21 protein-coding genes and 3 pseudogenes are annotated in these 25,491 nt (G+C 72.2%); 14 read left to right on the top strand and 10 right to left on the bottom strand.

The features are described from left to right. Positions 1–6: 6 nt before the first annotated feature. Positions 7–2,070: a bifunctional lysylphosphatidylglycerol flippase/synthetase MprF gene (locus RKD05_RS05750; RefSeq protein ID WP_424708636.1), complete on the bottom strand. Its 2,064-nt coding sequence runs from the start codon at positions 2,068–2,070 to the stop codon at positions 7–9. 40 nt (positions 2,071–2,110) lie between these two features. On the opposite strand from RKD05_RS05750, the gene RKD05_RS05745 reads away from it, so the two are divergent. Then, entirely contained in the window at positions 2,111–2,980 is an 870-nt protein-coding gene (locus tag RKD05_RS05745) for an N-acetylglucosamine-6-phosphate deacetylase (protein ID WP_424708634.1), read from the top strand. Positions 2,981–2,986: 6 nt separating this feature from the next. Here RKD05_RS05745 and RKD05_RS05740 read toward each other — a convergent pair whose 3' ends face one another. From RKD05_RS05740 to RKD05_RS05720, 5 genes are all read right to left on the bottom strand, one after another. Beyond that, positions 2,987–4,144 (bottom strand): hypothetical protein, encoded by a 1,158-nt coding sequence (locus RKD05_RS05740; RefSeq protein ID WP_424708632.1) that lies wholly within the window; start codon positions 4,142–4,144, stop codon positions 2,987–2,989. Continuing rightward, complete coding sequence (locus RKD05_RS05735; RefSeq protein WP_424708630.1) at positions 4,137–4,838, bottom strand: HAD hydrolase-like protein; 702 nt, start codon at positions 4,836–4,838, stop codon at positions 4,137–4,139. Before RKD05_RS05735 ends, RKD05_RS05740 begins: the two co-directional genes overlap by 8 nt. 181 nt (positions 4,839–5,019) lie before the next feature. Beyond that, positions 5,020–7,107, bottom strand: a complete 2,088-nt coding sequence (locus RKD05_RS05730; RefSeq protein WP_424708628.1) for a xanthine dehydrogenase family protein molybdopterin-binding subunit — start codon at positions 7,105–7,107, stop codon at positions 5,020–5,022. Further along, the gene (locus RKD05_RS05725) at positions 7,104–8,105 is read right to left on the bottom strand and encodes an FAD binding domain-containing protein (protein ID WP_424708627.1); all 1,002 of its coding nucleotides are present in this window, start codon (positions 8,103–8,105) and stop codon (positions 7,104–7,106) included. The genes RKD05_RS05730 and RKD05_RS05725 overlap by 4 nt, the downstream gene beginning before the upstream one ends. Then, the gene (locus RKD05_RS05720) at positions 8,102–8,635 is read right to left on the bottom strand and encodes a 2Fe-2S iron-sulfur cluster-binding protein (RefSeq protein ID WP_424708625.1); all 534 of its coding nucleotides are present in this window, start codon (positions 8,633–8,635) and stop codon (positions 8,102–8,104) included. The genes RKD05_RS05725 and RKD05_RS05720 overlap by 4 nt, the downstream gene beginning before the upstream one ends. Positions 8,636–8,982: 347 nt before the next feature. On the opposite strand from RKD05_RS05720, the gene RKD05_RS05715 reads away from it, so the two are divergent. From RKD05_RS05715 to RKD05_RS05655, 13 genes and pseudogenes are all read left to right on the top strand, one after another. Beyond that, a complete protein-coding gene (locus RKD05_RS05715; protein WP_424708624.1) occupies positions 8,983–10,026 on the top strand; it encodes a sugar ABC transporter substrate-binding protein in 1,044 nt (347 codons plus the stop codon). A gap of 77 nt (positions 10,027–10,103) precedes the next feature. Continuing rightward, entirely contained in the window at positions 10,104–11,108 is a 1,005-nt protein-coding gene (locus RKD05_RS05710) for an ABC transporter permease (RefSeq protein ID WP_424708622.1), read from the top strand. Beyond that, entirely contained in the window at positions 11,105–12,649 is a 1,545-nt protein-coding gene (locus tag RKD05_RS05705; RefSeq protein WP_424708620.1) for a sugar ABC transporter ATP-binding protein, read from the top strand. Before RKD05_RS05710 ends, RKD05_RS05705 begins: the two co-directional genes overlap by 4 nt. After that, complete coding sequence (locus RKD05_RS05700; protein WP_424708618.1) at positions 12,646–13,470, top strand: IclR family transcriptional regulator; 825 nt, start codon at positions 12,646–12,648, stop codon at positions 13,468–13,470. Before RKD05_RS05705 ends, RKD05_RS05700 begins: the two co-directional genes overlap by 4 nt. Beyond that, positions 13,467–14,969, top strand: a complete 1,503-nt coding sequence (locus RKD05_RS05695; protein ID WP_424708616.1) for an aldehyde dehydrogenase family protein — start codon at positions 13,467–13,469, stop codon at positions 14,967–14,969. The genes RKD05_RS05700 and RKD05_RS05695 overlap by 4 nt, the downstream gene beginning before the upstream one ends. Further along, positions 14,966–15,988: a zinc-dependent alcohol dehydrogenase gene (locus RKD05_RS05690; RefSeq protein ID WP_424708614.1), complete on the top strand. Its 1,023-nt coding sequence runs from the start codon at positions 14,966–14,968 to the stop codon at positions 15,986–15,988. Before RKD05_RS05695 ends, RKD05_RS05690 begins: the two co-directional genes overlap by 4 nt. A gap of 28 nt (positions 15,989–16,016) precedes the next feature. Then, a complete protein-coding gene (locus RKD05_RS05685; RefSeq protein ID WP_424708613.1) occupies positions 16,017–16,766 on the top strand; it encodes a maleate cis-trans isomerase family protein in 750 nt (249 codons plus the stop codon). Positions 16,767–16,816: 50 nt separating this feature from the next. Next, positions 16,817–18,026: pseudogene (locus RKD05_RS05680) on the top strand (FAD-dependent oxidoreductase). Between the two features lie 5 nt (positions 18,027–18,031). Next, the gene (gene leuD, locus RKD05_RS05675) at positions 18,032–18,628 is read left to right on the top strand and encodes a 3-isopropylmalate dehydratase small subunit (protein WP_424708611.1); all 597 of its coding nucleotides are present in this window, start codon (positions 18,032–18,034) and stop codon (positions 18,626–18,628) included. Beyond that, entirely contained in the window at positions 18,625–19,260 is a 636-nt protein-coding gene (locus RKD05_RS05670) for an isochorismatase family protein (RefSeq protein ID WP_424708610.1), read from the top strand. The genes leuD and RKD05_RS05670 overlap by 4 nt, the downstream gene beginning before the upstream one ends. Next, entirely contained in the window at positions 19,257–20,693 is a 1,437-nt protein-coding gene (gene leuC, locus RKD05_RS05665) for a 3-isopropylmalate dehydratase large subunit (RefSeq protein WP_424708609.1), read from the top strand. The genes RKD05_RS05670 and leuC overlap by 4 nt, the downstream gene beginning before the upstream one ends. Beyond that, a complete protein-coding gene (locus tag RKD05_RS05660) occupies positions 20,690–21,592 on the top strand; it encodes an isocitrate lyase/PEP mutase family protein (RefSeq protein ID WP_424708607.1) in 903 nt (300 codons plus the stop codon). The genes leuC and RKD05_RS05660 overlap by 4 nt, the downstream gene beginning before the upstream one ends. Then, positions 21,589–22,696, top strand: a pseudogene (locus tag RKD05_RS05655) (alcohol dehydrogenase catalytic domain-containing protein). Before RKD05_RS05660 ends, RKD05_RS05655 begins: the two are co-directional and overlap by 4 nt. 140 nt (positions 22,697–22,836) lie before the next feature. Here RKD05_RS05655 and RKD05_RS05650 read toward each other — a convergent pair. The 4 genes and pseudogenes from RKD05_RS05650 to RKD05_RS05635 form a co-directional block, all read right to left on the bottom strand. Next, positions 22,837–23,037 (bottom strand): annotated as a pseudogene (locus RKD05_RS05650) (endonuclease NucS domain-containing protein); the annotation flags it as partial. A 7-nt stretch (positions 23,038–23,044) separates the two neighbouring features. Continuing rightward, complete coding sequence (locus RKD05_RS05645) at positions 23,045–23,440, bottom strand: hypothetical protein (RefSeq protein ID WP_424708606.1); 396 nt, start codon at positions 23,438–23,440, stop codon at positions 23,045–23,047. A 25-nt stretch (positions 23,441–23,465) separates the two neighbouring features. Beyond that, the gene (nucS, locus tag RKD05_RS05640) at positions 23,466–24,230 is read right to left on the bottom strand and encodes an endonuclease NucS (protein WP_424708605.1); all 765 of its coding nucleotides are present in this window, start codon (positions 24,228–24,230) and stop codon (positions 23,466–23,468) included. Between the two features lie 9 nt (positions 24,231–24,239). Beyond that, positions 24,240–25,481 carry an MFS transporter gene (locus RKD05_RS05635; RefSeq protein WP_424708604.1) on the bottom strand — a complete coding sequence of 414 codons (1,242 nt, stop codon included), beginning with the start codon at positions 25,479–25,481 and terminating at the stop codon, positions 24,240–24,242. Positions 25,482–25,491: the final 10 nt, after the last annotated feature.

The following is a 25,491-nucleotide window of genomic DNA, read 5'->3' as shown; positions in this document are numbered from 1 at the left end:
CCCGCTTCACTTCTCGGGTCGCACCAGCTCCACGCCGGCGGCGGCGAACTGCCGCAGGGTCGCGTGCGGGAGGAACGCGCGGGTGAGCGCGGCTCCGATACGGGTGAGATCCGCTTCGTCGCGGTAGAGCAGGTACATCGTTTCGTACCTCGGGTGGAACTTCTGCTTGAAGCGGTGCAGAGACGCGAAGCCGTAGACCGGCTCGAGCATCGAGGCCATCCGCTCCTGCAGATCGGCGAGCACTCCGGCATCCGCGGGGTATTCGTGCGCGAGCGGAGCGCCGGAGAGCGACATGACCTCGGCCCCTTCGGTCGAGAACTGCTGCGCGGACGAACCGATCAGGTACTCCATCACGGGACCGAAGCCGCCCTCGCGACGCCGCATGAGGTCCAGCGTCCAGCCGCGCACGCGTCCCTCGCCGTAGACCGGCAGCCAGGACAGGAATCCGTCGACGTCGCCGGCGGGTGAGACGGCCAGCGCGATCCGCACCTCCGGGTCCGCCGCTTCGTGCAGGGTGCCGAGGGTGAAGCCCATCTCGGGCAGCCCCTTGTCGCCCACCCAGCTCTCCGAGATGGCGCGGAGCTGCTGCCGCACGCCCCACGTCTCATCGGCGAGACGCGACAGGCGGAACGTCATGCCCTCGCGCTCGGCGCGATTGAGCGACGTGCGCACCGCGCCCCACGCCTTCCCCGTGAATTGCAGGCCCGGCAGGTCGACGATCGTGTCGTCCGCCACGACGACGCTCCGCCACCCCTCCGGTACCACCGCGCGGGTCGCCTCGCCGGCGCTGAAGAAGCACGGCGCGAGCCCGGCGTTCTCCGCGCGCTCCACGAACGCGCGGACCGTCTCGGCTCGTGTCGCCTCCGGCCCGAGCGGGTCGCCCAGGACGAGCGCCACGCGGGAGCGCCGCTGGAACGCCACGATCCCGCGTCCGAACCGCGCGTACGACATGCCCTCCCACGTCGTCATCCACGACAGGGTTCCGCCGCCGGTGGCGCGCAGCTCCGCCTTCACGTCGTCGACGGTCGGCGCGGGGGACTCGCCGAGGGCCGCCTTCGGCCGCGCGCGGAACGCCGCCCGCACAAGGATCAGGTACACGAGCGCGACGACCCACGTCGCCGAGGACGCGAGCGTGACCGTCAGGTCGAGGTCCGCGGCGTCTTCGATCCCGCCGAGTCCCACCGCGACGAGGAGCACCGCCGCGAGCACCAGCACGAGGGCGTTCAGGATGCCATACCCCACCAGCAGCACCCACGCCCAGCGCCGACCCCGACGGATGCCGTTCGCCACTGCCAGGACGACCGCGGTGTTCACCGCGACGTCGACCCACGATCCCGACACCGGGTCCGAGGAGCCGAAGGGACCGGTCGTCGGGCTGAGGTACGTGAGCACGTCGATCGCCCCGAGCCCGCACACCACCACGAACGCGATGAGCCGCTGCTCGCGCACCGACACGCGTTGCGGGCGCAGCGACCGGTCGACGGCGAGCACGAGGACCACCGCGAGGACGTGCTCGAGGTCGTTGAGCGACCCCCAGTAGAGGAAGGTCACCGAGAGCACCGCCACCAGCACCGTCCACGCGCGCAGACGCCACGGCGAAGGGAGCAGCGACACCGCCGCCGCCACGCCCGCGATCACCCCGGGCGAAGGCCCGACGTCGAGGGCGGCAGCCTGCTCCTGGGCCCACGGCCACGGGAGCAGGGCCGCGAGCCACAGCACACCGGACGCGAGCAGCACCGCGCCGAGCTGCCCGCCCGCGAAGTACGCGAGCGCGATCCGGGAGCCGCGGCGGAATTCGAGGTAGCCCAGCCCCGCGAAGCCGACGAGGATCGGGGCGTACAGCCACGGCACTGACACGAAGAACGTCCCCGTGAGCGGGGTCCACCACCGGCCGGCCTCCAGCGCGGGGAGCCCGTAGGCCACGGTGTCGTGCAGCGGTGCCGCCGCGAACGGCGACCACAGACCCGCGGATGCCACGCCGACCGCGAGCAGCACCACGACGAGCGCCGCGGTGACCGGGAGACGGCGGGCGGCGGCGGCGACGTGACCGAAGGTGCTTCTCTCCCCCATGGGCCTCACGATAGTGCGGAGGGGGACGACAATGAGGGCGATGGATCTCCACTGCCATGGCGCGCTCGGCCATTCCTTCGACGACGCGGATGCCGCCGGGGTGGCGGCCGCGGTCGCGTACCACCGGGAGCGCGGCAGTGACGCGGTGATACTCAGCCTCGTCAGCGCGCCCCTCGACCGGCTCGTGCGCCGGCTGACGGAGCTCCGCGGCATCCTCCCCGACGTCCCCGGTGCGGCGGGGGTGCACCTCGAGGGACCGTTCCTCGCCCCCGGGCGCCGTGGGGCGCACGACGCCGACGCCCTCCTCACGCCGACCCCCGAAGCGGTCCGCATCCTGCTGGCCGCGGGGGATGGCATCCTGCGCCAGATCACCCTCGCTCCGGAACTGCCGGGCGCGCTCGCCGCCGTGCGCGCGTTCGCCGACGCGGGAGTCGTCGTGGCGGTCGGCCACACCGAGGCCGACTACGCCACCGCAGGCGCCGCGTTCGACCACGGCGCGCGCCTGCTGACGCACGCCTTCAACGGGATGCCGGGTCTCCATCACCGCGATCCGGGCCCGGTCGGGGCGGCCCTCGAGCGCGACGATGTCGTGCTCGAGCTCATCGCCGACGGCGTGCACGTGCATCCGGCGCTGATCCGCACGCTGTTCGCCGCGGCCCCGGGGCGCGTGGCGCTGGTCACGGATGCCATGGCCGCCACCGGGCTCGGCGACGGCGTCTACGCGCTCGGCGAGCTCACCGTCGAGGTGACCGGCGGCCGTCCGGTCCTGCGCGGCACCGACACGCTCGCGGGTTCGACGCTCACGCTGGACCGGGCCGTGGAGGTGTGCCTGCGCGCGGGAGTGCCCGAGGAGCAGGTGCGCGCGGCGGTCAGTAGCGTTCCGCGGCGCGTGCTCGCGCCCCTCGCCTGAGCGGACTCAGACGTCGGTCACCGCGTGCCACGCGGCGCGGGCGGATGCCAGGGCCTGGAACGCGTCGTGCGCGGAACGCGCTGCGGCGAGTTCGCGGCGAGCGGCCGCGAGCCGCAGACGTTCCTCGATCGTGGGGACCTCGGCGAACGCCTCGGCCGCGGCGACGGCCGCCCGCGCGCACGCGAGGGTGCCGGGGAGGGCGGCGCGGGCGGCTTCGAGCCGCCGGCGCGCGCTCGGCGCCTCGCCGAGGACCTCGTCGCGCACCTCGCGCACGCGGGCCACGACCTCGATCGCCGCGCTCGGGCGCCGCGCCGACGCGGCCCGGAGGTCGGCGGCTGCGACGCGAAGCCGTTCGACCGCGTCAGGGGCGACCTCGCCAGGGCGGGCTTCGGCGAGCTCGAGGGCCGACGCGAGCTCGGCCTCGGCGGCCGTGACCTCCGCGGTGGCGTTCTCCGCCGCCTGCAGGACGAAGCGGTGCGCGTCCTCGACGGCCCGGAACAGTCGATCCGCACGCCGGAGCGCGAGGGAGGCCTCGACCAGGTCCGCGTCGGGGGCGTTCAGCGCGGCGTCGGCGCGAGCGAGCGCCGCCCGTGCCTCGCGCTCGGCGCGGTCGGCATCCGTCCACTCCTCCTCGTCGAATCGCGACCGGTCCTCGGCGACGAGACGGGCGGGGTCGCCCGAGGTCAGGGCGATCTCTTCGCGCCGGGAGCGGACCGCGGCGATGCGAGACTCGATGCTCCCGTGCGTGCGGGTCCACTCGGAGAGGCGTTCGCGGGTCTGCTCGACCTGGACGCGACGACGTTCGAGATCGTCCCGCAGACGCACGGCGTCGACCCGCCGCTGCGCCGGAATTCGCGTCGAGGTCGCCAGCGCGGCGACCTCCTCGAAACCGCGGTCGCGCCCGCGCAGCGCGGCGGCCAGCGCGCGGCGGAGGTCGGCCGGGGCCTCATCGGCGTCGGCCGCCTCGAACGCGACATCAAGGTCGTTCGCCGCGTCGTCGAGGCGCGCGAGCGCGGCTTCGGCGGCGGATCGGGCCTCGGATGCCGCGGCGGCGGCGCGAGGCGACCTCCGTCGTGCGCGCACGACGAGCGTCACGACTCCGGCGATGACCAGTGCCGCAAGGAGGGCGATCGACGCGGGGAGCGCCCAGGAGAGGTCAGACACCGTCGGCGGGACCGGAATCCTCGTCGGACACCAGCAGCAGCGCGCGCAGTTCGTCGGCGGTGTCGACCGCCGCCTGGGCGCCGTCTGCCTCGTGCGGCCAGCTGAAGCCCCAACGGACGAAGATCACCGGTACATCGGCATCCGCTCCGCCTTCGACGTCGTGGTGACGATCGCCGATGAGGACGGGGCGCGAGGTGTCGTAACCGCGGACCTCGAGACGCCGCAGCGCCTCGCGCACGATGTCGGACTTCGCGCTCAGCGTGCGCTCGTCGGGGCTCGCACCGACGATGGCCTCGAGGTCGGGGGCGAGGCCGAAGTGGTCCATGAGCGCCACGACCTGCACCTCGGGCTTCGAGCTCGCGGTCGACTGCGGGACGCCGGCGGCGTGCAGGTCGCGCACGATGTCGGCGACACCCGGGTACAGCTGTGCGCTGCCGGTGTACCCCTCGTTCTTGTTCAGGGCGCGGTAGAACGTGACGGCCTCGGTCGCCTCGTCGGGCGTCATGCCGACGTTGACCTGGAACGACTCGAACATCGGCGGCCCGATCCAGTGCGACAGTTCGCCGCGGAGGGGCGGCCTCCGCCCGAAGTGCTCGAGGGTGGTGGTGAGACGGCGGAGGATGCCCTCGGATGCATCGACGAGGGTTCCGTCGACGTCCCAGAGGACGCACGACCAGGGGGAGCGCACGGGCATGGGCTCCACGCTACCGGCCGTGTCGGGTGCGGGCCGCCGGGGTTGCGGTCACGGCGGGAGGGCCGGGGGCATGGTCGCGGCGGTGACGACGGGAGGGCGTGGGACGGTGGGAGGAGCCGCGAGGGGCGTGGCATCCTCCCCTCCTCCCCTGCCCTCCGCTCGTCACGCGAAGGGGAGCCCGTCAGCGCCGGGGCAGGTCGTGGAGCAGCCGGTCCGGGTGGATCGGCAGGTCGCGGACGCGCACCCCGGTCGCGTGGTGGACGGCGTTGGCCACGGCGGCCGCGGTCCCCACCATCCCGATCTCGCCGATGCCCTTCCCGCCGATCGGCGAGAGGTGCGGATCGTGCTCGTCGATCCATTCGACCTCGACGTCGGGGGCGTCGGCGTGCGCGGCGATGTGGTAGCTCGCGAAATCCCGCGCAAGGTAGCGTCCGGTGCCGGGGTCGACCTCCGCGTCCTCGTGGAGCGCCATCGACAGTCCCATCGTCATCCCGCCGACGAGTTGGGCGCGGGCGGTGCGCGGGTTCAGGATGCGGCCCGCGGCGAAGACGCCAAGCATGCGCGGCACCACGACCTCGCCCGAGTCGAGGTCGACCCGGGCTTCGACGAACTGCGCACCGAAGGAGAACCGCGCCATGGGTTCCATCGCCGCGACCTCTTCAGCGGTGTCGACGGTGACCGAGATGCCCTCGGGGGGCATCGTCGGGCGCGAGGCCAGGCGGCGCGCGAGCTCCTCGCCCGCCCGGATCACGGCCCACCCCCACGAGGCGGTGCCCCAGGACGCCCCGGACACCGCCGCGGGGGGCAGTCGCGTGTCGCCGATCCGCACGTCGATGCGGTGGAGCTCGACGCCCAGGGCGTCCGCGGCGAGCTGCACGATGACGGTGCGCCCGCCCGTTCCGATCTCGGTCGCGTTGATGGCGAGCTCGAAGCGCCCGTTCGGCAGCGCGGTGATCCGCGCGGTGCTGGGCACCACGTCGGCGGGGTACAGCGAGGATGCGACACCCGTACCGACCATCCACCGTCCCTCGCGCCGGCGTCCGGGGCGGGGGTCGCGCGCGGACCAGCCGAACCGCTCGGCACCGCGCCGCAGGCACTCCACGAGGTGGCGGCTGCTGAAGCGCTCGCCGGTCTCGGGATCGGCCGCGGGCTCGTTCCGCACGCGCAGTTCGACCGGGTCGATGTCGAGTGCGAACGCGAGTTCGTCCATGGCCGACTCGAGCGCGTAGAGGCCGGGCGTCTCGCCGGGTCCGCGCATGTAGGAGGGGGTCGGCACGTCGAGCGCGACGACGCGGTGCGTCGTCCGCCGGTGCGGCGCGGCGTACATGTGCCGCGTGGGGACGGCGGTCTGCTCGACGAACTCCTGGATGCCGGACACCTGGCCGATCGCGTCGTGGCCGACGGCGGTGAGGGTGCCGTCGGGATCCGCCCCCAGCCGCACGCGGGAGATCGTGGGCGACCGGTAGCCGGCGAGGCCGAACATCATCTGCCGCGTGTACGCGATCTTGACCGGCCGATCGACGAGGAGGGAGGCCATCGCGGCGAGGACCGCGCCGGGGCGCGTCGGACCCTTCGAGCCGAACCCGCCACCGACGTGCTCGGACCGGATGCGGACCCGCTCGGGCGGGAGGTCGAACAGCGCGGCGATGGTGGCCTGCGCCCAGTTGGTGCCCTGGGTGGAGTCGAGGAGGTCGAGCCCCTCGTCGTTCCAGCGGGCCACCGTGGCGTGCGGCTCCATCGGGTTGTTGAAGGCGGCCGGCGTCGAGTACGTCGCGTCGATCGAGACGGCGGCGGACGCCAGGGCGGCGTCGATGTCGCCGATGATGCTGTCGGTGGCGAACATCGCGTTGGTGTGCTCGGGCGCGTAGAGGCGCGGATGCGTGGGCGTCAGGCGGACGTCGGCCTGCTCCTCCTCGTAGACGACGGGCAGGCGCTCCGCGGCCTCGCGCGCGGTCTCCGGGGAGTCGGCCAGAACGACCGCGACGACCTGGCCGCGGTACGACACCCTCGAGGACTGGAGGACGAGCACCTCGGCGTCGCCGGCGTCGTGAAGTCGGGGCGCGTTCTCGGCCGTCATGACGAACGCCACCCCGGGCATCGCCTCGACGGCGGCGGAGTCGATCGACACGACGCGTCCGCGGGCGATCGTGGAGGTGACGATCCACGCGTAGAGGACGTCGGACGGCGTGTGCTCGTACGAGTAGCGCGCCGCGCCGGTCACCTTCACGCGGCTCTCGACGCGGGCGACGTCACGTCCGACGGCGCTCACGCCCCCTCCCCCTGACGCTCCGCGAGGTCGCGGAGCGCCCCGGAGATCAACCGGTGCGCGAGCTCGAGCTTGAACGCGTTCTCGGGCTCGGGTTCGGCGGCCGACAGCTCCGCGGCGATCGCGTCGTTGAGCGTGTCCGCGTCGAACGGGGCTCCGACGAGACGCTGCTCGATCACGCGCGCTCGCCAGGGGCGGTGCGACACGCCACCGAGGGCGATCCGGACGCCGGTCACGATCCCGTCCTCGAGGCGCAGGCCGGCGGCCACCGTCACCAGCCCGAAGGCGAACGACTGGCGATCGCGCGCCTTCCGGTACGACGTCGACATCCCGGCGGGCGCGGCGGGGATCGTGATCGAGGTGATGAGCGCACGGGGCGGGAGCGTCGTGTCCAGGTCGGGACGGTCGCCGGGAAGACGGTAGAGCTGGTCCACAGGGATGGATGCCGAGCCCTCGGCGGTCTCGAACTCCACCGTCGCGTCGAGAGCGACGAGCGCCACCGCGAGATCGCCCGGGAACGTCGCGAGGCACGAGGCCGACGCGCCCAGCACCGCGAGTTCGCGCGCGGCCCCCGAGCCGCGCGCGGAGCAGCCGGAGCCGGGATGGCGCTTGTTGCACGGCGTCGAGACGTCCGCGAAGAAGACGCAGCGCGTGCGCTGCAGGAGGTTGCCGGCGACGGTGGCCATGTTGCGCAGCTGCCCGGACGCACCGGCCAGGACCGCTTCCGCGACGAGGGGATGGCGCGAGCGGACCGTCATGTCGCCGGCGAGGTCGCTGTTGCGCACGCTCGCGCCGATCCGCACTCCTCCGTCGGCGTCGATCGAGATGCCGCCGAAGTCGAGGCGGCTGACGTCGACGAGACGGGACGGGTGCTCGACGCCGAGCCGCATCAGGTCGACGAGGTTCGTTCCCCCTCCGAGCAGGCGGGCGTCGGGGTGGGCGTCGAGGAGGGCGAGAGCCGCCGCGGCGTCGGCGGGCCGGTCGTACGCGAAGGACTTCATCGGGCGTCCAGGACGGCGGCGACGATGTTCGAGTAGGCCGCGCAGCGGCACAGGTTCCCGCTCATGCGCTCCCGGACCTCCGCCGCGTCGAGTTCGGCGCCCGCGGGTCCGGCCGGAGCCGCGACATCGGCCGTGACCCGGCTGGGCCATCCTTTCGCCGCTTCGTCGAGCACACCGACCGCCGAGCAGATCTGGCCGGGAGTGCAGTAGCCGCACTGGAAGGCGTCGCGCTCGATGAACGCACGCTGGACGGGATGCAGGTCGCCCTCCTCGGCGAGCCCCTCGACCGTGGTGACCTCCCGACCCTCGGCCGCGACGGCGAGCGTGAGGCATCCGAGTTCGCGACGCCCGTCGATGAGGAGCGTGCACGCTCCGCACTGCCCGTGGTCGCAGCCCTTCTTGCTGCCGGTGAGATCGAGGCGCTCGCGAAGGAGGTCGAGCAGGGACATCCGGTTGTCGATCTCGACCGACTCGGGGCGTCCGTTGATCGTCACGACGATGTGCGACGTGTGCGTGGCCTCGGGGATCATGCGATGCAGTATGCACGAGCGGCGACCTCGGGGGAACGGCGCCTTCTCAGCTCTCGATAGCGGCCTTCTCAGCGTGCGACGGGGAAATCCGCGCAGAAATGCGGCCGACGAGGTCGTTCTCAGCGGCGGCGTTCGACGCCGAAACACACGAGAAACCTTGATTTTACGGGGATCTCGGCGGTTCCCGACGCGCGGCGGGCCGTCGCGGACGCGGGGGCGATTCTCACGGAGCGTGTCCGAAATTGTAACGATGCGCGGGAGCGCGGCTGCCTATAGTTCTCGTCAAGCGACAGACCCATTCTCTCCTGGTGAGAGACCCGAACCTCCCAACGACAGATGGAGAACTGATGAAATTCGGCCCCTTCACTCGCGGCGGCGCACTCGCGTCGCTCGTCGTGGCCGCCGCCCTCGTCATGAGCGGCTGCAGCGGATCCGCGAGCACCTCCACCTCCCCCGCTGCGAGCGGCATCCCGCAGAAGACGATCGGCGTGTGGCAGTCCCAGGGCGACGGCGACGGAGAGAAGCAGACGCTCGCCGCCATCCAGCAGGCGGCCGACACCGTCGGATGGACCACCGTGGTCACCGACTCGGCGGGCGACCCGCAGAAGATGGCATCCACGATGCAGTCGCTCATCACGCAGCACGTGGACGCGATCCTCACGAACTACGTCGCGACCGGCCTCATCGCGCCGCAGCTGAAGGCCGCCGCGGCCGCGGGGATCCCGGTCATCGCCGTCGGCTACGCGGGCGTCCCGAGCGACGACTTCGCCGGCATGTACTACCCCGACCAGGGCGAGCAGACGACGATGCTGCTCCAGCAGATGGCGAAGGACATCCCGAAGGGAGGGGCGGTCGCGCCGCTGGCGGTCGCCGGCTACTTCGGCATCGACGCCGAGGTCGACACGCTGAACCAGGACGGTCCCGGCCTCGGCTTCACGCCGCTGCAGCGCATCGACGTGCCGGTCACCGACATCTTCGGCGGCACGACGTCGGCCGCGGTCGACGTGCTCAACGCCAATCCGGATCTCGCGGCGCTGTTCACCGCGCTCGACATCGGCGTGCAGAGCACCGTGCCGGCCCTCAAGCAGACCGGACGCAACGTGCCGATCTACGGTTTCGGCGCGATCCCCGGTGCCCTGAGCTTCGTCCGCCAGGGCGGGGTCACGCTCGTCACGTCGGACGGCGCCAAGTCCGGTTTCGTCGCGATCGACGCGCTCCTCGACCACTGGGTCAACGGCACGGACATCCCCAAGACCACGCCGGCCGAGTACGCCTACAAGTACACGATCGTCGACAAGTCGAACGCTCCCGCGGAGGGGACCGACGTCTACCCGCAGGACGACTTCGCCAAGCCCTTCCTCGACAAGTGGAAGAGCAAGTACGGGATCTGATCCCTCGGGCCGCCCGCCCTCCCGGCGGGCGGCCCTTCCCCGCCACACCGAACCGACCCGCGCCGAAAGGGGCAACAGTGACGACCCAAGCGACACCCGAGCGACGGGCGACCGTCGCCGAGACGGCACCGACGCCCCGCCGGCGCATCACCGCGGCCGGACTCGAGCGATGGACGCTCCCGGCCGTGTTCGTCCTCGCGATCGCGCTGTTCTCGATCCTGAAGCCCGCGGTCTTCCCCACCCCGGCCAACTTCATCGCGATCGTCCAGCAGAACCTGCCGCTGCTGGTGGTGGTCGGCGGACTCTGCGTGGTCCTGGCGCTGCGCGAGTTCGACCTCTCCTTCGGCTTCGTGGCCGGCGCCGCGGGCGCCCTCGCCGTCCAGTCGATGGTGCTGTGGCAGGCGAACTGGATCGTCGCCACCCTTCTCGGGATCGTCTTCGGCGCGGTGCTCGGCGCGGTCAACGGCATCCTGGTCGCCTACACCCGGCTGCCCTCGTTCATCGGAACGCTCGCGACGGGGGCCACGATCCAGGGCATCATGCTCGCGATCTCGAGCCAGACGATCTTCTCCGGCATCGCGCCCGAGTACACGCTCATCACCGGCGCCACCATCGGGACACTGCCGATCGACATCGTCGTCGTCGCCGTCCTGCTCGTCGCCATCGGTGCCCTGCTGCGCTTCACCGTCTTCGGACGTCACGCGTCCGCCATCGGCGACAACCCCGTCGCCGCGCGGATCGCGGGCGTCAACGTCTCAGGCATCCAGGTCCTGAGCTTCACCCTGGTGGGCGCGTGCGCCGGCATCAGCGGCGTGCTCCTCACCTCGCAGGCGGGTCAGTACTACCCCGACCCGGGCAGCAGCCTGCTCCTGCCGGCCTTCGCCGCGGCCTACCTCAGCCTCTCGCTCGGACGCGGCTGGCGCTTCAACGTGGGCGGGGCCGTCCTCGGCGCCCTCTTCCTCGCCGTGGTGAGCACCGGCGTCACGATGCTCAACCAGCCGAGCTGGCTCGGCCAGCTGCTGCAGGGTCTCATCCTGCTGATCGCCATCCTGGCGCTGAACCGCCGCCGGGGGACCCGATGACGGCGTGGCTCCGGACCGTCGGACTCACCAAGACGTTCGGCGGGGTGACGGCGATCGGCGACGCCGCGGTCGCGCTCGGCGCGGGCGAGGTGCGCGGTGTCGTCGGCCCGAACGGGGCCGGGAAGTCGACGCTCATGCAGATGCTCGCCGGCATCCATGCTCCGGACGGCGGCGAGATCCTCATCGACGGCACCGCCGTGCAGTTCAGGGGCCCCGACGACGCGCTCGAGGCGGGCATCGCGTTGGTGCCCCAGGAGATGCAGCTCGCGCCGCACCTCAGCGTCGCCGGGAACATCGTCCTGGGCCGCGAACCCCGACGGTTCGGCGTGGTCTCGGAGTCGCGCTCGCGCGCCGTCGCGGAGCGGGCCCTCGAACGGCTCGGCGCCCCGATCGAGGCCACGGCACCGATCCATTCGCTCACCTCGGTGGAACGTCGACTGGTGATGGTGGCGCGCGCCCTGGTCACGGACGCGCGACTCATCATCCTGGACGAGCCGACCGCGGCCCTGGCCCCACAGGAGGCGGCCGCGATCCTCGACATGGTGCGGAGCCTCTCCGCGAAGGGGGTCAGCGTCCTCTACGTCTCGCACCGCTTCGACGACATCGAGGCCGTCGCCGATTCGGTCACCGGGGTGCGGGACGCGCGCGTCGTCGCCGACCTGGCGAAGGAGGAGATCAGCCGATCCGCGCTCGTGCGGCTCGTCACGCCCGTCGACCAGATCTCGCACCGCGTGGACGCGCCCGCCGACCGCCTCACCGATCCCGAGGGAGCGCGGGAGACCGCTCTCGTCGTCGAGGATCTGCGCGGGGGACCGCTCGAGCATCTGTCGTTCTCCGCCCACCGCGGCGAGATCCTGGGGCTCTCGGGCCTGGCCGGATCCGGCGTCGACGAGGTGCTCTGGTTCGTCGGCGGCATCGACCCGCGGGACGGCGGATCGGTCACGGTCGAGGGGTTGCCTCTGCGTTCGGGCGACCGACTGCAGGCCGCGCGCGCGGGCGTCGCCTACGTTCCCGGAGATCGGGGCCTCGCGGCCCTCCCGAGTCACGACATCCGTTCCAACATCTCCGTGTCGAGCCTGCGCGGCCTTGCCGTCGCGGGCGTACCGAACCGCGCGCGCGAGACCGAGACCGTGACGGCGCTCGCCGCGCGCGTGCGCCTGGCCGCGCCGATCTCCGCCGCTCTGTCGACCCTCTCGGGCGGCAACCAGCAGAAGGCCATCTTCGCCCGGTGGATGGCGGCCGACGCGCGGGTGCTCCTGCTGCACGACCCGACCGCGGGCGTCGACGTCGGCGCCCGGGCCGAGATCCATCAGCGCGTGCGCGAGCTCGCCGCGGCGGGAGTGACGGTGCTCGTCGTGTCGACCGACGTGCCGGAGATCTGCGAACTCGCGGACCGCGTGATCGTCCTCGATCGCGGGCTCGCGGTCGCGGAGATCTCGGGCGACGCCATCAGCGAGCCGGCGCTCCTCGCCGCGATGACGAGTGGAGCGCCAGCGCAGACGACCGCAGGACATCCGGACCCCCGTGGAGGAACCTCGTGACCAGACAGACCAGCAGCACTTTCACCGCGGCGATGGCCGCGAACCCCGGTGAGGTCCGGGCGCGCGCCACCGGCACGTCGGGCTCGGAGAGCTCGCGGCGCGTTCTCGCCGTCCTCCTCTCCTTCACCGAGGAGAACCACACGCAGTCCGTGCAGGAGATCGCGACGTACCTCGACGTCCCGGTCAGCTCGGCGTACCGCTACGTCGGTCAGCTGAAGGACTTCGGACTCCTCGAGGAGGCCGAGTTCGGCGGCTACCGGGTGTCGCTGCGCGCGGTCGGCCTCGCCGCCGCGGCCCGGGCCGGATCCGCGGGCCTCGCCGAGGTGGTCCGTCCGGTGCTCGAGCGGTTGGCGCGCGAGACCGGCGAGACCTCTCTGCTGGTGCGCCGCCTGGGGCAGGCGGTCGTCGCGGTCGACATCGAGGAGTCGCGCCGCCCCGTCCGGCTGCGCTTCGAGAAGGGCGTGCTGATGTCCCTCCATCAGGGCGCCGGCGCGCGGGTCCTGCTGTCGGCCCTGACGCCCAAGGAGCGGGCCGAGTACTACAAGTCGATCTGGGCCTTCGAGGAGGACCCGAAGCTGCCGACGGATGCCGAGCTCGCCGACATCGCGGCCGCCGGGTGGACCGAGAGCTTCGGTCAGATCGAGGACGGCATCTGGGGGACCGCCGCGGCCATCCGGGTCAACCGCTCGGTCGTCGCCGCGCTCGCCGTCGCCGGTCCGCTCTACCGCCTCGACGACGACAAGCGCGCCCACATCATCGAGGCGGTCCGCGCGGCCGCGACCGAGATCAACGCGACGGTCGGCGAGGGGACGAACGCATGACGACGACGACACACGCCCTCCCGCTCTGGATCGCGGGCGAGCCCCACCCGGGGACGGCGGTCATCGAGCGCGAGAACCCCGCGCGTCCGGGGGAGATCGTCGGTGCGGTCGCGGCCGGCGACGCCCGGCTCACGACGATCGCCATCGACGCGGCGCACGCCGCCTTCCCGGCGTGGGCCGCACGACCGGTCGCCGAGCGCGTCCGCCGGGTGCGCGACGCGATCGCGCAGGCCTCGGCCGACAACCCCGCGCGTTCGCGTCTGCTTGCCCGGGAGCTCGGCAAGGTCGCCCCGGACGCGCTCGGCGAGCTGGGCTTCGCGGCCGCCTTCGCCGACTTCGCGGCGCCGGTGGCGGAGCGGATCAGCGCGGACGTCGTCGTCGAGGACGCCGAGGGCCGCCTGGTGATCGTCAAGGAGCCGTTCGGCGTCATCGCGGCCATCACGCCGTGGAACGCCCCGGTCATCCTGGCCGCGCTCAAGGTCGTCCCGGCGCTCATGACGGGGAACACCATGGTGCTCAAGCCGTCGCCGCTGGCGCCGCTGGCCGTGACGGACTTCCTCTCCGCGGTCGCCGCCGAACTGCCCGCCGGAGTCCTCAACGTGGTCAACGGCGGAGCGGACGTCGGGGAGACGCTCGTCTCCGACCCGCGGGTCGCGAAGATCACGTTCACCGGGGGACTGCCCACCGCCCAGGCCATCGCCACGTCCGCCGCTCGGCGCGTGACGCCGACGGTGATGGAGCTCGGCGGGAACGACGCCGCGATCTTCCTGCGCGACGCCGAGTACACCGAGGCGATGTACACGCGTGCGGTGTTCGGCGCCTTCCTCACCAGCGGGCAGGTGTGCATGGCGATCAAGCGGATCTTCGTGCCGCGCGAGCGCCACGACGAGTTCGTCGCCGGCTTCCGCGCCGCCGCGGGGGCGGTGCTGCGCGTCGGCGATCCGCTCGAACCGGGCGTCACGATGGGGCCGGTCGTGAGCCGCGATCACCAGGAGCGCCTGCGCGGCCTGATCGAGTCCGCCGAGGCGGCCGGTGGCATCCGGTACGAACTCGGTCGATGGGACGTCGAGCCGGACGCGGCCGACGGGTACTGGGTCCGTCCGACGCTCGTGACGGGGCTGACCGACGAGCACCCGCTCGTCGCCGACGAACAGTTCGGACCGGTGGTGCCCGTGCTCGTGTACGACGACGAGGACGAGGTGGTCCGTCGGGCCAACGCGGTCGACCAGTCGCTCGCGTCGTCGGTGTGGTCGACCGATCCCGCCCACGCCGAGGCGATCGCCCGTCGCCTCGACGTCGGGTTCACGTTCCTCAACTGCGCCAATCGCGCCGGCACGTCGCTGCGCGCTCCCTTCGGCGGACGCGGGCTCAGCGGCCACGGCCGCGAGTTCGGCGAGCTCGGCGTGGGGGAGTACCTCCAGACCCACTCGATCAACTACCCCGCGGCGGTCCGCACCGGCGAGGCCGCCGGGAACGCCTACCCGGTCCCCGCGTCATGACCGTTCCGACACCGCGCATCGGGGGACGCACGGTCCGACTGCGCGCGGCCCGCGAGCTGGAGGTCGACGTCCTCCCCGTGCCGGAGCCGCGGGCGGGAGAGGTGCACGTGCGGATCCGGGCCGTGGGGATCTGCGGCACGGACGTGCACGGGTACCTCGGCCGCACGGACCTTTACCCGGCGACGCTCGGACACGACGCGATCGCCACCGTGGTCGAGGTCGGGCCCGACACCCCGTCGACCCTGGCGGTGGGGGACCGGGTCGTCATCGATCCGACCCTCGCGTGCGGGGATTGCGCGGCGTGCCGCGCGGGGGCGCCGCAGATCTGCCGGAACGGCGGCTATCTCGGGATGGGCGTCCCCGGCGTCATGGCGGACCACCTGGTCGTGGCGGCCGACCGCCTCGTGCCCGTGCCGGACGCCGTGGCCGACGACGCCGCGACGGTCCTCGAACCGATCACGGTCGCTCTCCACCTGCTCGAACGCATCGGGTCGTTCTCGCCGCCCGGGCGTCGCGCGCACGTGATCGGGGGCGGACCGCTCGGCGTGCTGCTGGCGCAGACCCTCGAGGCCTTCGCGTGGGACACCACGGTGTACGAACCGCAGCCGCACCGCCGGGAGATCGCGCAGGGCCTCGGTCTCCGCGTGGTCGATCCGGCGGACGTGGATGCCGACACCCCGGGCGACCCCGGTCCGGTCCTGGTCGTCGAGACCTCGGCGGCCGCCGCCGGGGTGGAGACCGCGCGGATGCTCGCCGCGCCCGGTTCGGTCGTCGCCCTCGTGGGGCGCGCGCCGACCGGCTTCAGCAGCGCCGAGATCCTGCTTCACGAACTCACGGTGCTCGGCGTGCGCGCCGGCACGGGCCAGTACGCGCGCGCGGTCCAGCTCGTCGCCGACGGTTCCGTCACCCCCGCGGCCACCATCACGCACCGCTTCGATCTCGCCGACGCGGCGGACGCCTTCGCGGCCGTCACCGACTCCGAGCAGCACGTGATGCGGGCCGTGCTCCTCGCATCCTGACCCCGCCTCCCGACAGGAAGACACCCCCATGACCACAGACATCACCGGCTACCGAGCGAAGGTCGGCGTCATCGTCCCCTCGACCAACACGGTCGTCGAGCACGACACCGCGCTGCTCGCACCGCACGGCGTCACCTTCCACACCGGCCGCATGTACATCGACGACCCGGCGATGGACGACGACACCACCTTCGTGAACCTCATCGAGCAGATCCGCGCGTCGATGAAGGTCGCGCTGCGCGACGTCATGACCTGCAAGCCCGACCTCATGATGATGGGGATGTCCGCCGAGACCTTCTGGGGCGGCGTCGAGGGCAACGCCTCCTTCATCCGTCGCGTGGAGGAGATGGTCGGCGGCATCCAGGTCACCACCGGCGCCTCCTCGTGCCGCGCCGCGCTCGAAGCGTTCGACGTGAAGCGCATCGCGGTCTTCTCGCCGTATCAGCCGGTCGCCGACGTCAACGTCAACCGCTACTTCACCGAGGCCGGCTTCGACGTGCTCAACGTCACCGGGTTGCGCGTGCCCAGCGCGACCGCCATCGCGGAGGTCTCCGAAGAGACCGTCATCCGCACGCTCAAGGAGATCGACTCGCCGGACGTGGAGGCCATCGTGCAGGTCGGCACGAACCTGTCGATGGTCCGGCTCGCCGACCAGGCCGAGCACTGGCTCGGCAAGCCGGTCATCGCGATCAACGCCGCCACCATCTGGCACACCCTGCGCTCCGCGGGATTCACCGACACCTGGGGTGCCGCGGGATCCCTCCTCCGCAACTTCTGACCCGCGCCCCGGACGACCCGGGCCGCACGAGCCGACACGACAGGACTGACATGACCGAACACACTCCCTTCCGCGAGCTCGACGCCGACGTGGTCGTCGTCGGAGGAGGGCCCGTCGGGACGACGACCGCACTCACCCTCGCCCAGGGCGGGCTCCGTGTGATCGTCCTGGAGGGACGCGCGGCGACGAGCCTCGAGGCCCGCGCGACGACGTTCCATCCCCCCACCCTGGAGATGCTCGACGAACTCGGCCTGGCGGACGAGCTGATCCGCCAGGGCATCATCGCGGAGTCGTACCAGTTCCGCGACGCGGAGCGGGGCAAGATCGTCGACCTCGAGTTCTCGGTTCTCAGCGAGGACACCCGGTACCCGTTCCGGCTCCAGGTGGAGCAGAGCGTCATGACGCTCATGGCCAATCGCGCCCTCGAGGCGCACCCCCTCGCCGAGCTGCACAACCTCGCGACCGTCACCGCCGTCCGACCGCAGGACGACCACGTCGAGGTCGAGGTCGTCGGCGGCCCGCGGGAGGGCGTCCCTCCGCGCGCGGCACGTCGTCGGAGCGGACGGGATGCGAAGCACCGTGCGCTCGCAGCTGGGCATCGGGTTCAGCGGGCACACGTATCCCGAGCGGTTCCTGGTCACCTCCACCTCGGCGCCCCTGCACGAGCTGCTCCCCGACATCGCCAGCGTCAACTACGTCGCCGACCCGGTGGACTGGCACGTGCTGATGCGCAACCCGAGCGGGTGGCGCGTGCTGTTCCCGGCGCCCTTCGGCGAGGAGACCGCCGAAGAGCTGCTCTCGTCCGAGAACGTCCGTCGGCAGTTCGACCGGGTACTCCCGGGCCACGACCCCGAGCAGATCGACTGGGTGACCCTGTACGAGGTGCACCGGAAGGTCGCGGACTCGTTCCGGGCGGGCAACGTCTACCTCGTCGGGGATGCGGCGCACGTCAACAACCCCATGGGCGGGATGGGGATGAACAGCGGCGTGCACGACGGGTACCTCCTCGCGAAGCTGCTGGTGCGGGCGGGGAACGGCGAGGACGTGGATGCCGAGCTCGACGACTGGGCGCGCCGTCGCCGCGAAGTCGCCCTCGACTACGTGGGCAAGGAGACCGAGGGCAACTGGTCGGCGCTGCGCGACACCGACGAGGAACGCCGTGCCGCGCAGCGCGCGGCGTGGGAGGCCCTGGGCGAGGACGAAGAGGCCCGCCGGTCGTTCCTGCTCACCTCGTCGATGCTCGCGAGCCTCCGGGGCTGACCCGGATGCAACCCTTCATCCGTCACAAGGGGGTCGGAGCCCCCCTGCGTCTCAGCAACGTCGACACCGACCAGATCCTGCCCTCGAAGTACCTCAAGCGCGTGACGCGGACGGGGTTCGAGGACGCCCTGTTCGCGGCGTGGCGCACCGACCCGGACTTCGTCCTCAACCGACCGCCCTTCCGGGACGCCTCGGTTCTCGTCGCGGGCCCGGACTTCGGCACCGGGTCGTCGCGCGAGATGGCGGTTTGGGCCCTCCAGGACTACGGCTTCCGCGTCGTCATCGCGCCCCGGTTCGGCGACATCTTCTTCAGCAACGCCGGCAAGGCGGGGCTCCTGGCGGTGCGGCTCGACGAGGACGTCGTCGAGCGGCTCTGGGATCACCTGGATGCCACGCCGGGGGCGACGATCGCCGTGGACCTCGAGCGGGGCACGGTGGAGGCGGGTGGCATCCATGTCGAGTTCGTCCTCGACGGGTACACGCGGTGGCGTCTGCTGCACGGGTACGACGACATCGCGATCACCCTCGAGTCCGCGGAGGCGATCGATCGCTTCGAGGCGGCGCGCAGCGACCTCAAGCCCGTGATCGGGGCCGGTCGTTGACGGCGCGGGAGGGCGTCCAGAGCGACGCGGAGGCCGGCTTCGGCCGGAGGCTCACGCCGGGGGCGTCACCGGCGCTCGTCGTCGTCGACATGGTGCGGGCCTACTTCGAGCCGGGCGAACAGCTGTACATGGGGCTCGACGACTGCCTCCTCTCGGCGGAGCGCGTCCTCGCGGCGGCGCGCCGGGCGGGGATCCCCGTGCTGCACACGACCGTCTCGTTCGTCGAGGGCGGCATGGACGGCGGCTACTTCTTCCAGAAGGTCGGGGCGCTGTCGGTCTTCGTCGGCGACCAGCCCGGCGGGCGCCCCATGCCGCAGGTGGCACCCCTCCCGGGGGAGCCGGTGCTGGTCAAGCAGTACGCGAGCGCGTTCTTCGGCACCTCGCTCGCCTCGACGCTGCGCGCCCAGGGGGTCGACACGGTGATCGTCGTCGGGGTGAGCACGAGCGGCTGCATCCGCGCGACGGCCGTCGATGCCCTGCAGCACGGCTTCATCCCGCTCGTGGTGCGCGACGCCGTCGGCGATCGCGCGGACGGCCCCCACGAGGCGAACCTCTTCGACATCCAGGCGAAGTACGGCGAGGTCCTCGGCGAGGGGGCCGTCCTCGAGTACCTCGGCGGGGTGACGCGATGACCGCGACCACGGCCGCGCCGCGGACGATGATCGACAAGATTTGGGAGCGCCAGGCGATCGCGCGCGGCGACGGGCGACCCGACCTGCTCTACATCGACCTCCACTTCGTCCACGAGGTGTCGAGTCCACAGGCGTTCGACGGGCTGCGGGTCGCCGGTCGCCCCGTCCGGCGGCCCGACCTGACGATGGCCACCGAGGACCACAACGTCCCGACCGACACCCTCCTGCTGGCCGATCCGGTGAGCCGGCTTCAGGTCGAGACGCTCCGCCGCAACTGCGCGGAGTTCGGGATCGAGCTGCAGCGGCTCGGCGAGCCGGGACAGGGCATCGTCCACGTGATCGGCCCCGAGACGGGACTCACGCAGCCCGGGATGACGATCGTGTGCGGCGACAGCCACACCTCGACCCACGGGGCGCTCGGGGCCCTCGCGTTCGGCATCGGCACGAGCGAGGTCGAGCACGTCCTCGCGACCCAGACGCTGCCGCAGGCGCGCCCGAAGACGATGGCGGTGACCGTGAACGGCCGCCTCCGCGAGGGGGTGTCGTCGAAGGACCTCGCCCTCGCGCTGCTGTCCCGGGTGGGGACCGGCGGCGGCCAGGGGCACGTCGTCGAGTACCGCGGGGAGGCGATCCGGGCGCTCTCGATCGAGGCGCGGATGTCGCTGTGCAATATGAGCGTGGAGTGGGGCGCCCGCGCGGGCCTCGTCGCGCCGGACGAGGTCACCTTCGCCTACCTCCGGGGACGCCGGTACGCCCCCGCGGGCGACGCGTGGGAGCGTGCCGTGGCCGAGTGGTCGTCGCTGACGACCGACGAGGGTGCCGCGTTCGATCGGGAGATCGTGATCGACGCCGCGGAGATCTCGCCGTTCGTGACGTGGGGCACCAACCCCGGCCAGGGCGCTCCCCTCGATTCCGCCGTGCCGGATCCGGAGGCGTTCACCGACCCGGAGGAGCGCGAGGCCGCCCACCGCGCGCTCGCGTACATGGACCTGCGCCCGGGCACCCCGCTGCGTGGCATCCCGCTCGACACCGTCTTCATCGGCTCGTGCACGAACAGCCGCATCGAAGACCTGCGCATCGCCGCGGACGTCCTCCGCGGACGGCGCGCCGCCCCCGGCATCCGGCTCCTCGTCGTGCCCGGGTCGATGGCGGTCAAGCGCCGCGCGGAGGAGGAGGGCCTCGACGAGGTCTTCCGCGCCGCCGGCGCCGAATGGCGCGGGGCCGGGTGCTCGATGTGCCTGGGGATGAACCCCGACGTCGTCGGACCGGGCGAGCGCACCGCGTCCACCTCCAACCGCAACTTCGAGGGTCGGCAGGGGCCGGGCGCGCGCACGCACCTCGTCTCCCCGGCCGTGGCCGCGGCCTCCGCCGTGGTCGGCCGCCTCGCCTCCCCCGCCGACCTGTCGGCATCCGATCAGAAAGTGACCTCATGACCCCCGCCTCCCAGCTCCGTGGCCTGCTCGCCGACACCGCCGCACCCCTCGTCGTCCCCGGCGCGGGAACGCCCCTCGAGGCGCTCGCCATCCAGCGCGCGGGCTTCGGCGCGGTCTACCTCAGCGGCTACGCCATCGCGGCCTGGCGGCACGGCCTGCCCGACATCGGTCTCCTCGGTGCCGGTGAGGCCCTCGAGGCGCTGACGGCCACCGCCCGCGTGACCGACCTGCCCCTGCTCGTCGACGCCGACACCGGCTACGGGGATGCCACCTCGGTGTGGGCGAACGTCCGCATGCTGGAGGCGGCGGGGGCGGCCGGCATCCAGATCGAGGATCAGGTCTGGCCGAAGCGCTGCGGCCACATGGTGGGCAAGGAGGTCATCGACGCCGACGAGGCCGTCCGCAAGATCGCCACCGCGGTCGAGGCCCGGCGCGATCCCGACACCGTCATCGTCGCGCGTACCGACTCGCTCGCGCCGCTCGGGCTGGACGAGGCGCTGTCGCGGGCGCAGCGGTTCCGCGAGGTCGGCGCCGATGTCGTGTTCATCGACGCGCCGTCGTCGATCGCGGACCTCCGCCGGATCGGCGCGGAGCTCGAGGGTCCGATCATGGCCAACATGAGCGAGGGCGGGGTGACCCCGGCGCTGTCCGCGGACGAGTTCCACGCCCTGGGATTCCAGCTCGTCATCTTCCCCACCGCGCCGCTGCGCGTCGCCTCGATGGCGATGTCGGACTTCCTCACCGACCTGCGCCGGGACGGCGATTCGCGGTCGTGGCGCGAGCGCATGGACGGCCTCGACGAGCTCAACGAACTCGTCGGACTCGACCGGTACCTCACGATCGGCGACCGGGCGTCGAGTCTCGAGCTGCCCCGGGCCGCCGTGCAGGGGGCATCGTGAGGATCCGCGGCGCGGTCCTCGAGGAGGTGGGGCGGCCCGCCCCCTTCCGCGAAACGCGGCCCCTCACCGTCTCGGAACTCGAACTGGCCGAACCGGGTCGCGAGGAGATCCTGGTGCGGATCGAGGTCGCCGGGCTCTGCCACTCCGACCTCTCGGTCGTGGACGGCAACCGCGCGCGTCCCACGCCGATGCTCCTCGGGCACGAGGCCCGCCGGGATCGTGGATGCCGTCGGCCCCGGCGCCGACCCGGAGCTTCTCGGTCGGCGGGTGGTGATGACGTTCCTCCCGCGCTGCGGCGCGTGCGAGGGGTGCGCGAGCAACGGGCTGCGGCCCTGCGTGCCCGGCTCGGCGGCGAACGGAGCCGGCGAGCTCATCGCCGGCGGTCGACGTCTGAGCAGGGACGGCATCCCGGTGCACCATCATCTCGGCGTCTCCGGCTTCGCCGATCACGCCGTCGTCTCCACCCACTCCGTCGTGCCCGTGCCGGACGACGTGCCCGCGGAGGTCGCCGCCGTCCTCGGGTGCGCCGTGCTCACCGGCGGCGGTGCCGTGCTCAACGCCGGGCGCCCGTCGCCCGGGCAGACGGTGGCCGTGGTCGGACTCGGGGGCGTCGGCATGGCCGCGCTGCTCACGGCCCTCGCGCTCGACGGTCTCACGGTCGTCGCGGTGGATGCCGTCGAGGCGAAGCTCGCGCTCGCCCGCGAACTCGGTGCCGCGCAGGCGCTGTCTCCCGCCGAAGCGATGGAGTCGGGGCTGCGCGCTCCCGTCGTGATCGAGGCCGCCGGCAACGTCCGTGCCCTCGAGACGGCGATCGCGCTGACCGAGGCCGGAGGGCGCACCGTCACCGTCGGCCTTCCCGCCCCGGACGCGCGCGTGAGCTTCTCGCCCACGGCGCTCGTCGCGGAGGGGCGTTCGATCATCGGCAGCTACCTCGGCTCCGCCGTGCCCGAGCGCGACATCCCCGTGTTCGTCGACCTCTGGCGACGCGGGCGTCTCCCGGTGGAGCGCCTGGTCTCGTCGGAGATCGCCCTCGATGACATCAATGCGGGCATGGACGCGCTGGCATCCGGAGCAGCCGTGCGTCAGATCATCCGCTTCGCCTGAGGCGTCCGGGCTGGGCGGACCGGGAGGGCCGAGCCGTGCCGGGGGAGGCTTTTCGCCGAGCGGAGGATCAGGAGGCGACAGGGCCTCCTCCGCTCCCCGTTTTTCCTCCGCTCCGCACGGGAGCCGACGCCGGCCCCGGCTCAGAACAGCCGCGGAGCGCCCGACTCGATGCCCTTCATCTCGTCGTAGTCGAGGGTGAGGCAGCGGATGCCGCGGTCGGTCGCGAGCACGCGCGCCTGGGGCTTGATCTCCTGCGCCGCGAAGACGCCGCTCACGGGCGCGAGCAGCGGATCGCGGTTGAGCAGCTCGAGGTAGCGCGTGAGCTGCTCGACGCCGTCGATGCGTTCGCTACCCGCCGCTACCCCATTCTTTGAGATAGTCGCCAAGGGGTCCGCTGGCCGGGCGCCTTCGCCACCACCAGCCATCCTTGTCGTCGATCCTGTAGTGCTGGCCGATCAGGGCGCCAATGTCCGGTTCAGTAGACGCGCGGAATCGATCGTCGGCTGCCGCAACCTGTCCCGCGATGTACTCCCGGGTCCCCGCCGACGCCGTTGCCGAGAACTCGGCGATGTAGTCGCGTGAGTACAAATCGTTCAAGTAGTCGTCAATCGTCGCCTCATAGCGGTCGACTTCAGCGGCCAGACGGTCCCAAACTTGCAACTCTCGTCGCAGGCTTGTGTGAGTAGCCCATGCAGCCGCGCGCATTTCGGCCTCGATGCGGCCGATCTCGGAATCGAGTGTCACAGGCGCAGTCTGTCAGTCCAGCACCCTAGAAGAGGGTCGGTAGGCCGCTGTCCACGCCCCTCATAGCGTCGTAGTCGAGGACTACGCAGTCGATCCCGCGGTCCGTGGCCAACGTGCGCGCTTGAGGAGCGAATGACTGCGCGGCAAGCACCCCCTTGACCGGGCGAAGGTGCGGATCACGGTTCAGAAGATCTAGGTATCGGGTCAGCTGCTCGACCGCGTCGATGCCGGCCTTACGCTTGACCTCGACGGCCACATGGCTAGGAGTAGGCGTAGACGAGATCGAACCGTCGATGTCGCCGCGGCGCTTGACCTCGATCGCCACCGTGCCGCCGTTGTCGTCGCGGAGCAGCAGATCGACCGGGCCGATGGCCGTGGGGTATTCGCGGCGGACCAGGGTGAGGCCCTCACCGACGACCGAGACCTGCTCGGCGAGCAGCCGCTGCAGGTCGGCTTCGACGCCGTCCTTGATGAGACCGGGATCGACGCCGAGGTCGTGCGAGGTGTCGTGGATCACCTCGTAGATCTTCACGACGAGCGCGTCGCCCGACTTCTTGTGCGTGACGCGCCACTGCTGCGTGACGCCGACGCTCGCGGCATCCTCGTCCGGCTCCTCGACCGTCAGCGTGCACGGCGGGCTCATCCAGTTCAGCGGCTTGTAGGAGCCGCCGTCGGAGTGCACGAGCAACGACCCATCGCCCTTGTGCACGAGCAGACGCGTGGCGAGGGGCAGATGGGCGTTGAGCCGACCGGTGTAGTCGACGGAGCAGCGGGCGATGACGAGACGCACCCGACGAGCCTAATCGCGGCGGGCGGCTCTCTCGGCCTCGGGTTCGGCGACGACGAGCGGCTTCGCCGCGCCGGAGAAGAGTCCGGATGCCACGATCAACCCGACCACGATGAGCAGCGTGTTGAGCAGCCCGATGTGATCGCCGATCCAGCCGAGGATTGGCGGACCGCACAGGAACGCGACGTATCCGATGGTCGCGGCCGCGGCCACCCGGGAGGCGGCTTTGGCGGGGTCGTCGGCCGCGGCGGACATGCCGATGGGGAAGCCGAGCGAGGCACCGAGACCCCACAGCGCGGCGCCGAGGTACACGAGCGGCCCGAACGGCGCGACGATGAAGAGCAGCAGTCCCGCGGCGGCGGTGATCGCGAGGATCCGCAGTACCCACACGCGTCCGAACCGGTCGACGACGGGACCGCCGAGGAGGCGCCCCGCCGTCATCGCGACCGAGAACACGGCGAGGACGGCGGGTCCGGCCTCCTCCGGAGCGCCGTGGCCGAAGACCACCGCCGACGGCAGCCAGTCGTTCGCGCTGCCCTCGGCGAAGGCCATCCCGAGCATGATCACGCCGAGCGTGTACGTCCGCGGCTCGCGCCACGCGGCGAGCGAAGTGCCGAGCCGCTCGCGCCAGTGGGCCCGCTGTTCCACGGCCGGGGCGTCCATCGCGATCTCGCGCGACGGGACGTTGGCGATCGCGACGAAGGCCACCACCGCGATCACGATCGCCATCGCGAGGCTGTGCGCGAAGACGGGCACCCCGCCGCGGACGGCGAGGAACCCGATGCCCGCACCGATCACCGTGCCGAAGCTGAAGAACGCGTGCAGCAGCGGCATCACGGTGCGCCCGGTCGCCTTCTCGAGCGCGGCGCCCTCGACGTTCATCATGACGTCGACCGCTCCGTTGCCGAACCCGAACAGCGCGAGGCCGATGAGCGCGACGCCGTACAGCTGGAGGGTGTCGGATCCGAACCCGATGATGAACAGCCCAACCACGACGAGCAGCAGGGCGATGAGCATGCCGCGACGGGCACCGACCCGCGCGATGACCGCGGGCGCCACGGTCAGACCGATGATGGATGCCACCCCCATGCCGAGCAGCAACTGCCCGACGCCGGCGTTCTCGATGCCGAGCGACTCGCGGATCGCCGGGACCCGGGAGGCCCAGGTCGAGATGCTCAGGCCGCTCGCGAGGAAGATCGCGCAGATCGCGATGTACCAGCGCACGAGGCGCGAACGGGTGAGCGTGGAATCCATATCGCCACAG

The organism is Microbacterium sp. SLBN-111 (assembly GCF_049739645.1).
GTDB lineage: Bacteria > Actinomycetota > Actinomycetes > Actinomycetales > Microbacteriaceae > Microbacterium.
This window is presented reverse-complemented; position numbering and strand designations above follow the sequence as displayed.

What these genes read in the sequence shown, in the direction of transcription:
- RKD05_RS05750 (WP_424708636.1), bottom strand. Translation starts at nt 2,070, where the DNA reads ATGGGGGAGAGAAGCACCTTCGGTCACGTCGCCGCCGCCGCCCGCCGT.
- RKD05_RS05745 (WP_424708634.1), top strand. Translation starts at nt 2,111, where the DNA reads ATGGATCTCCACTGCCATGGCGCGCTCGGCCATTCCTTCGACGACGCG.
- RKD05_RS05735 (WP_424708630.1), bottom strand. Translation starts at nt 4,838, where the DNA reads ATGCCCGTGCGCTCCCCCTGGTCGTGCGTCCTCTGGGACGTCGACGGA.
- RKD05_RS05725 (WP_424708627.1), bottom strand. Translation starts at nt 8,105, where the DNA reads ATGAAGTCCTTCGCGTACGACCGGCCCGCCGACGCCGCGGCGGCTCTC.
- RKD05_RS05720 (WP_424708625.1), bottom strand. Translation starts at nt 8,635, where the DNA reads ATGATCCCCGAGGCCACGCACACGTCGCACATCGTCGTGACGATCAAC.
- RKD05_RS05715 (WP_424708624.1), top strand. Translation starts at nt 8,983, where the DNA reads ATGAAATTCGGCCCCTTCACTCGCGGCGGCGCACTCGCGTCGCTCGTC.
- RKD05_RS05705 (WP_424708620.1), top strand. Translation starts at nt 11,105, where the DNA reads ATGACGGCGTGGCTCCGGACCGTCGGACTCACCAAGACGTTCGGCGGG.
- RKD05_RS05695 (WP_424708616.1), top strand. Translation starts at nt 13,467, where the DNA reads ATGACGACGACGACACACGCCCTCCCGCTCTGGATCGCGGGCGAGCCC.
- RKD05_RS05690 (WP_424708614.1), top strand. Translation starts at nt 14,966, where the DNA reads ATGACCGTTCCGACACCGCGCATCGGGGGACGCACGGTCCGACTGCGC.
- RKD05_RS05685 (WP_424708613.1), top strand. Translation starts at nt 16,017, where the DNA reads ATGACCACAGACATCACCGGCTACCGAGCGAAGGTCGGCGTCATCGTC.
- leuD (WP_424708611.1), top strand. Translation starts at nt 18,032, where the DNA reads ATGCAACCCTTCATCCGTCACAAGGGGGTCGGAGCCCCCCTGCGTCTC.
- leuC (WP_424708609.1), top strand. Translation starts at nt 19,257, where the DNA reads ATGACCGCGACCACGGCCGCGCCGCGGACGATGATCGACAAGATTTGG.
- RKD05_RS05660 (WP_424708607.1), top strand. Translation starts at nt 20,690, where the DNA reads ATGACCCCCGCCTCCCAGCTCCGTGGCCTGCTCGCCGACACCGCCGCA.
- RKD05_RS05635 (WP_424708604.1), bottom strand. Translation starts at nt 25,481, where the DNA reads ATGGATTCCACGCTCACCCGTTCGCGCCTCGTGCGCTGGTACATCGCG.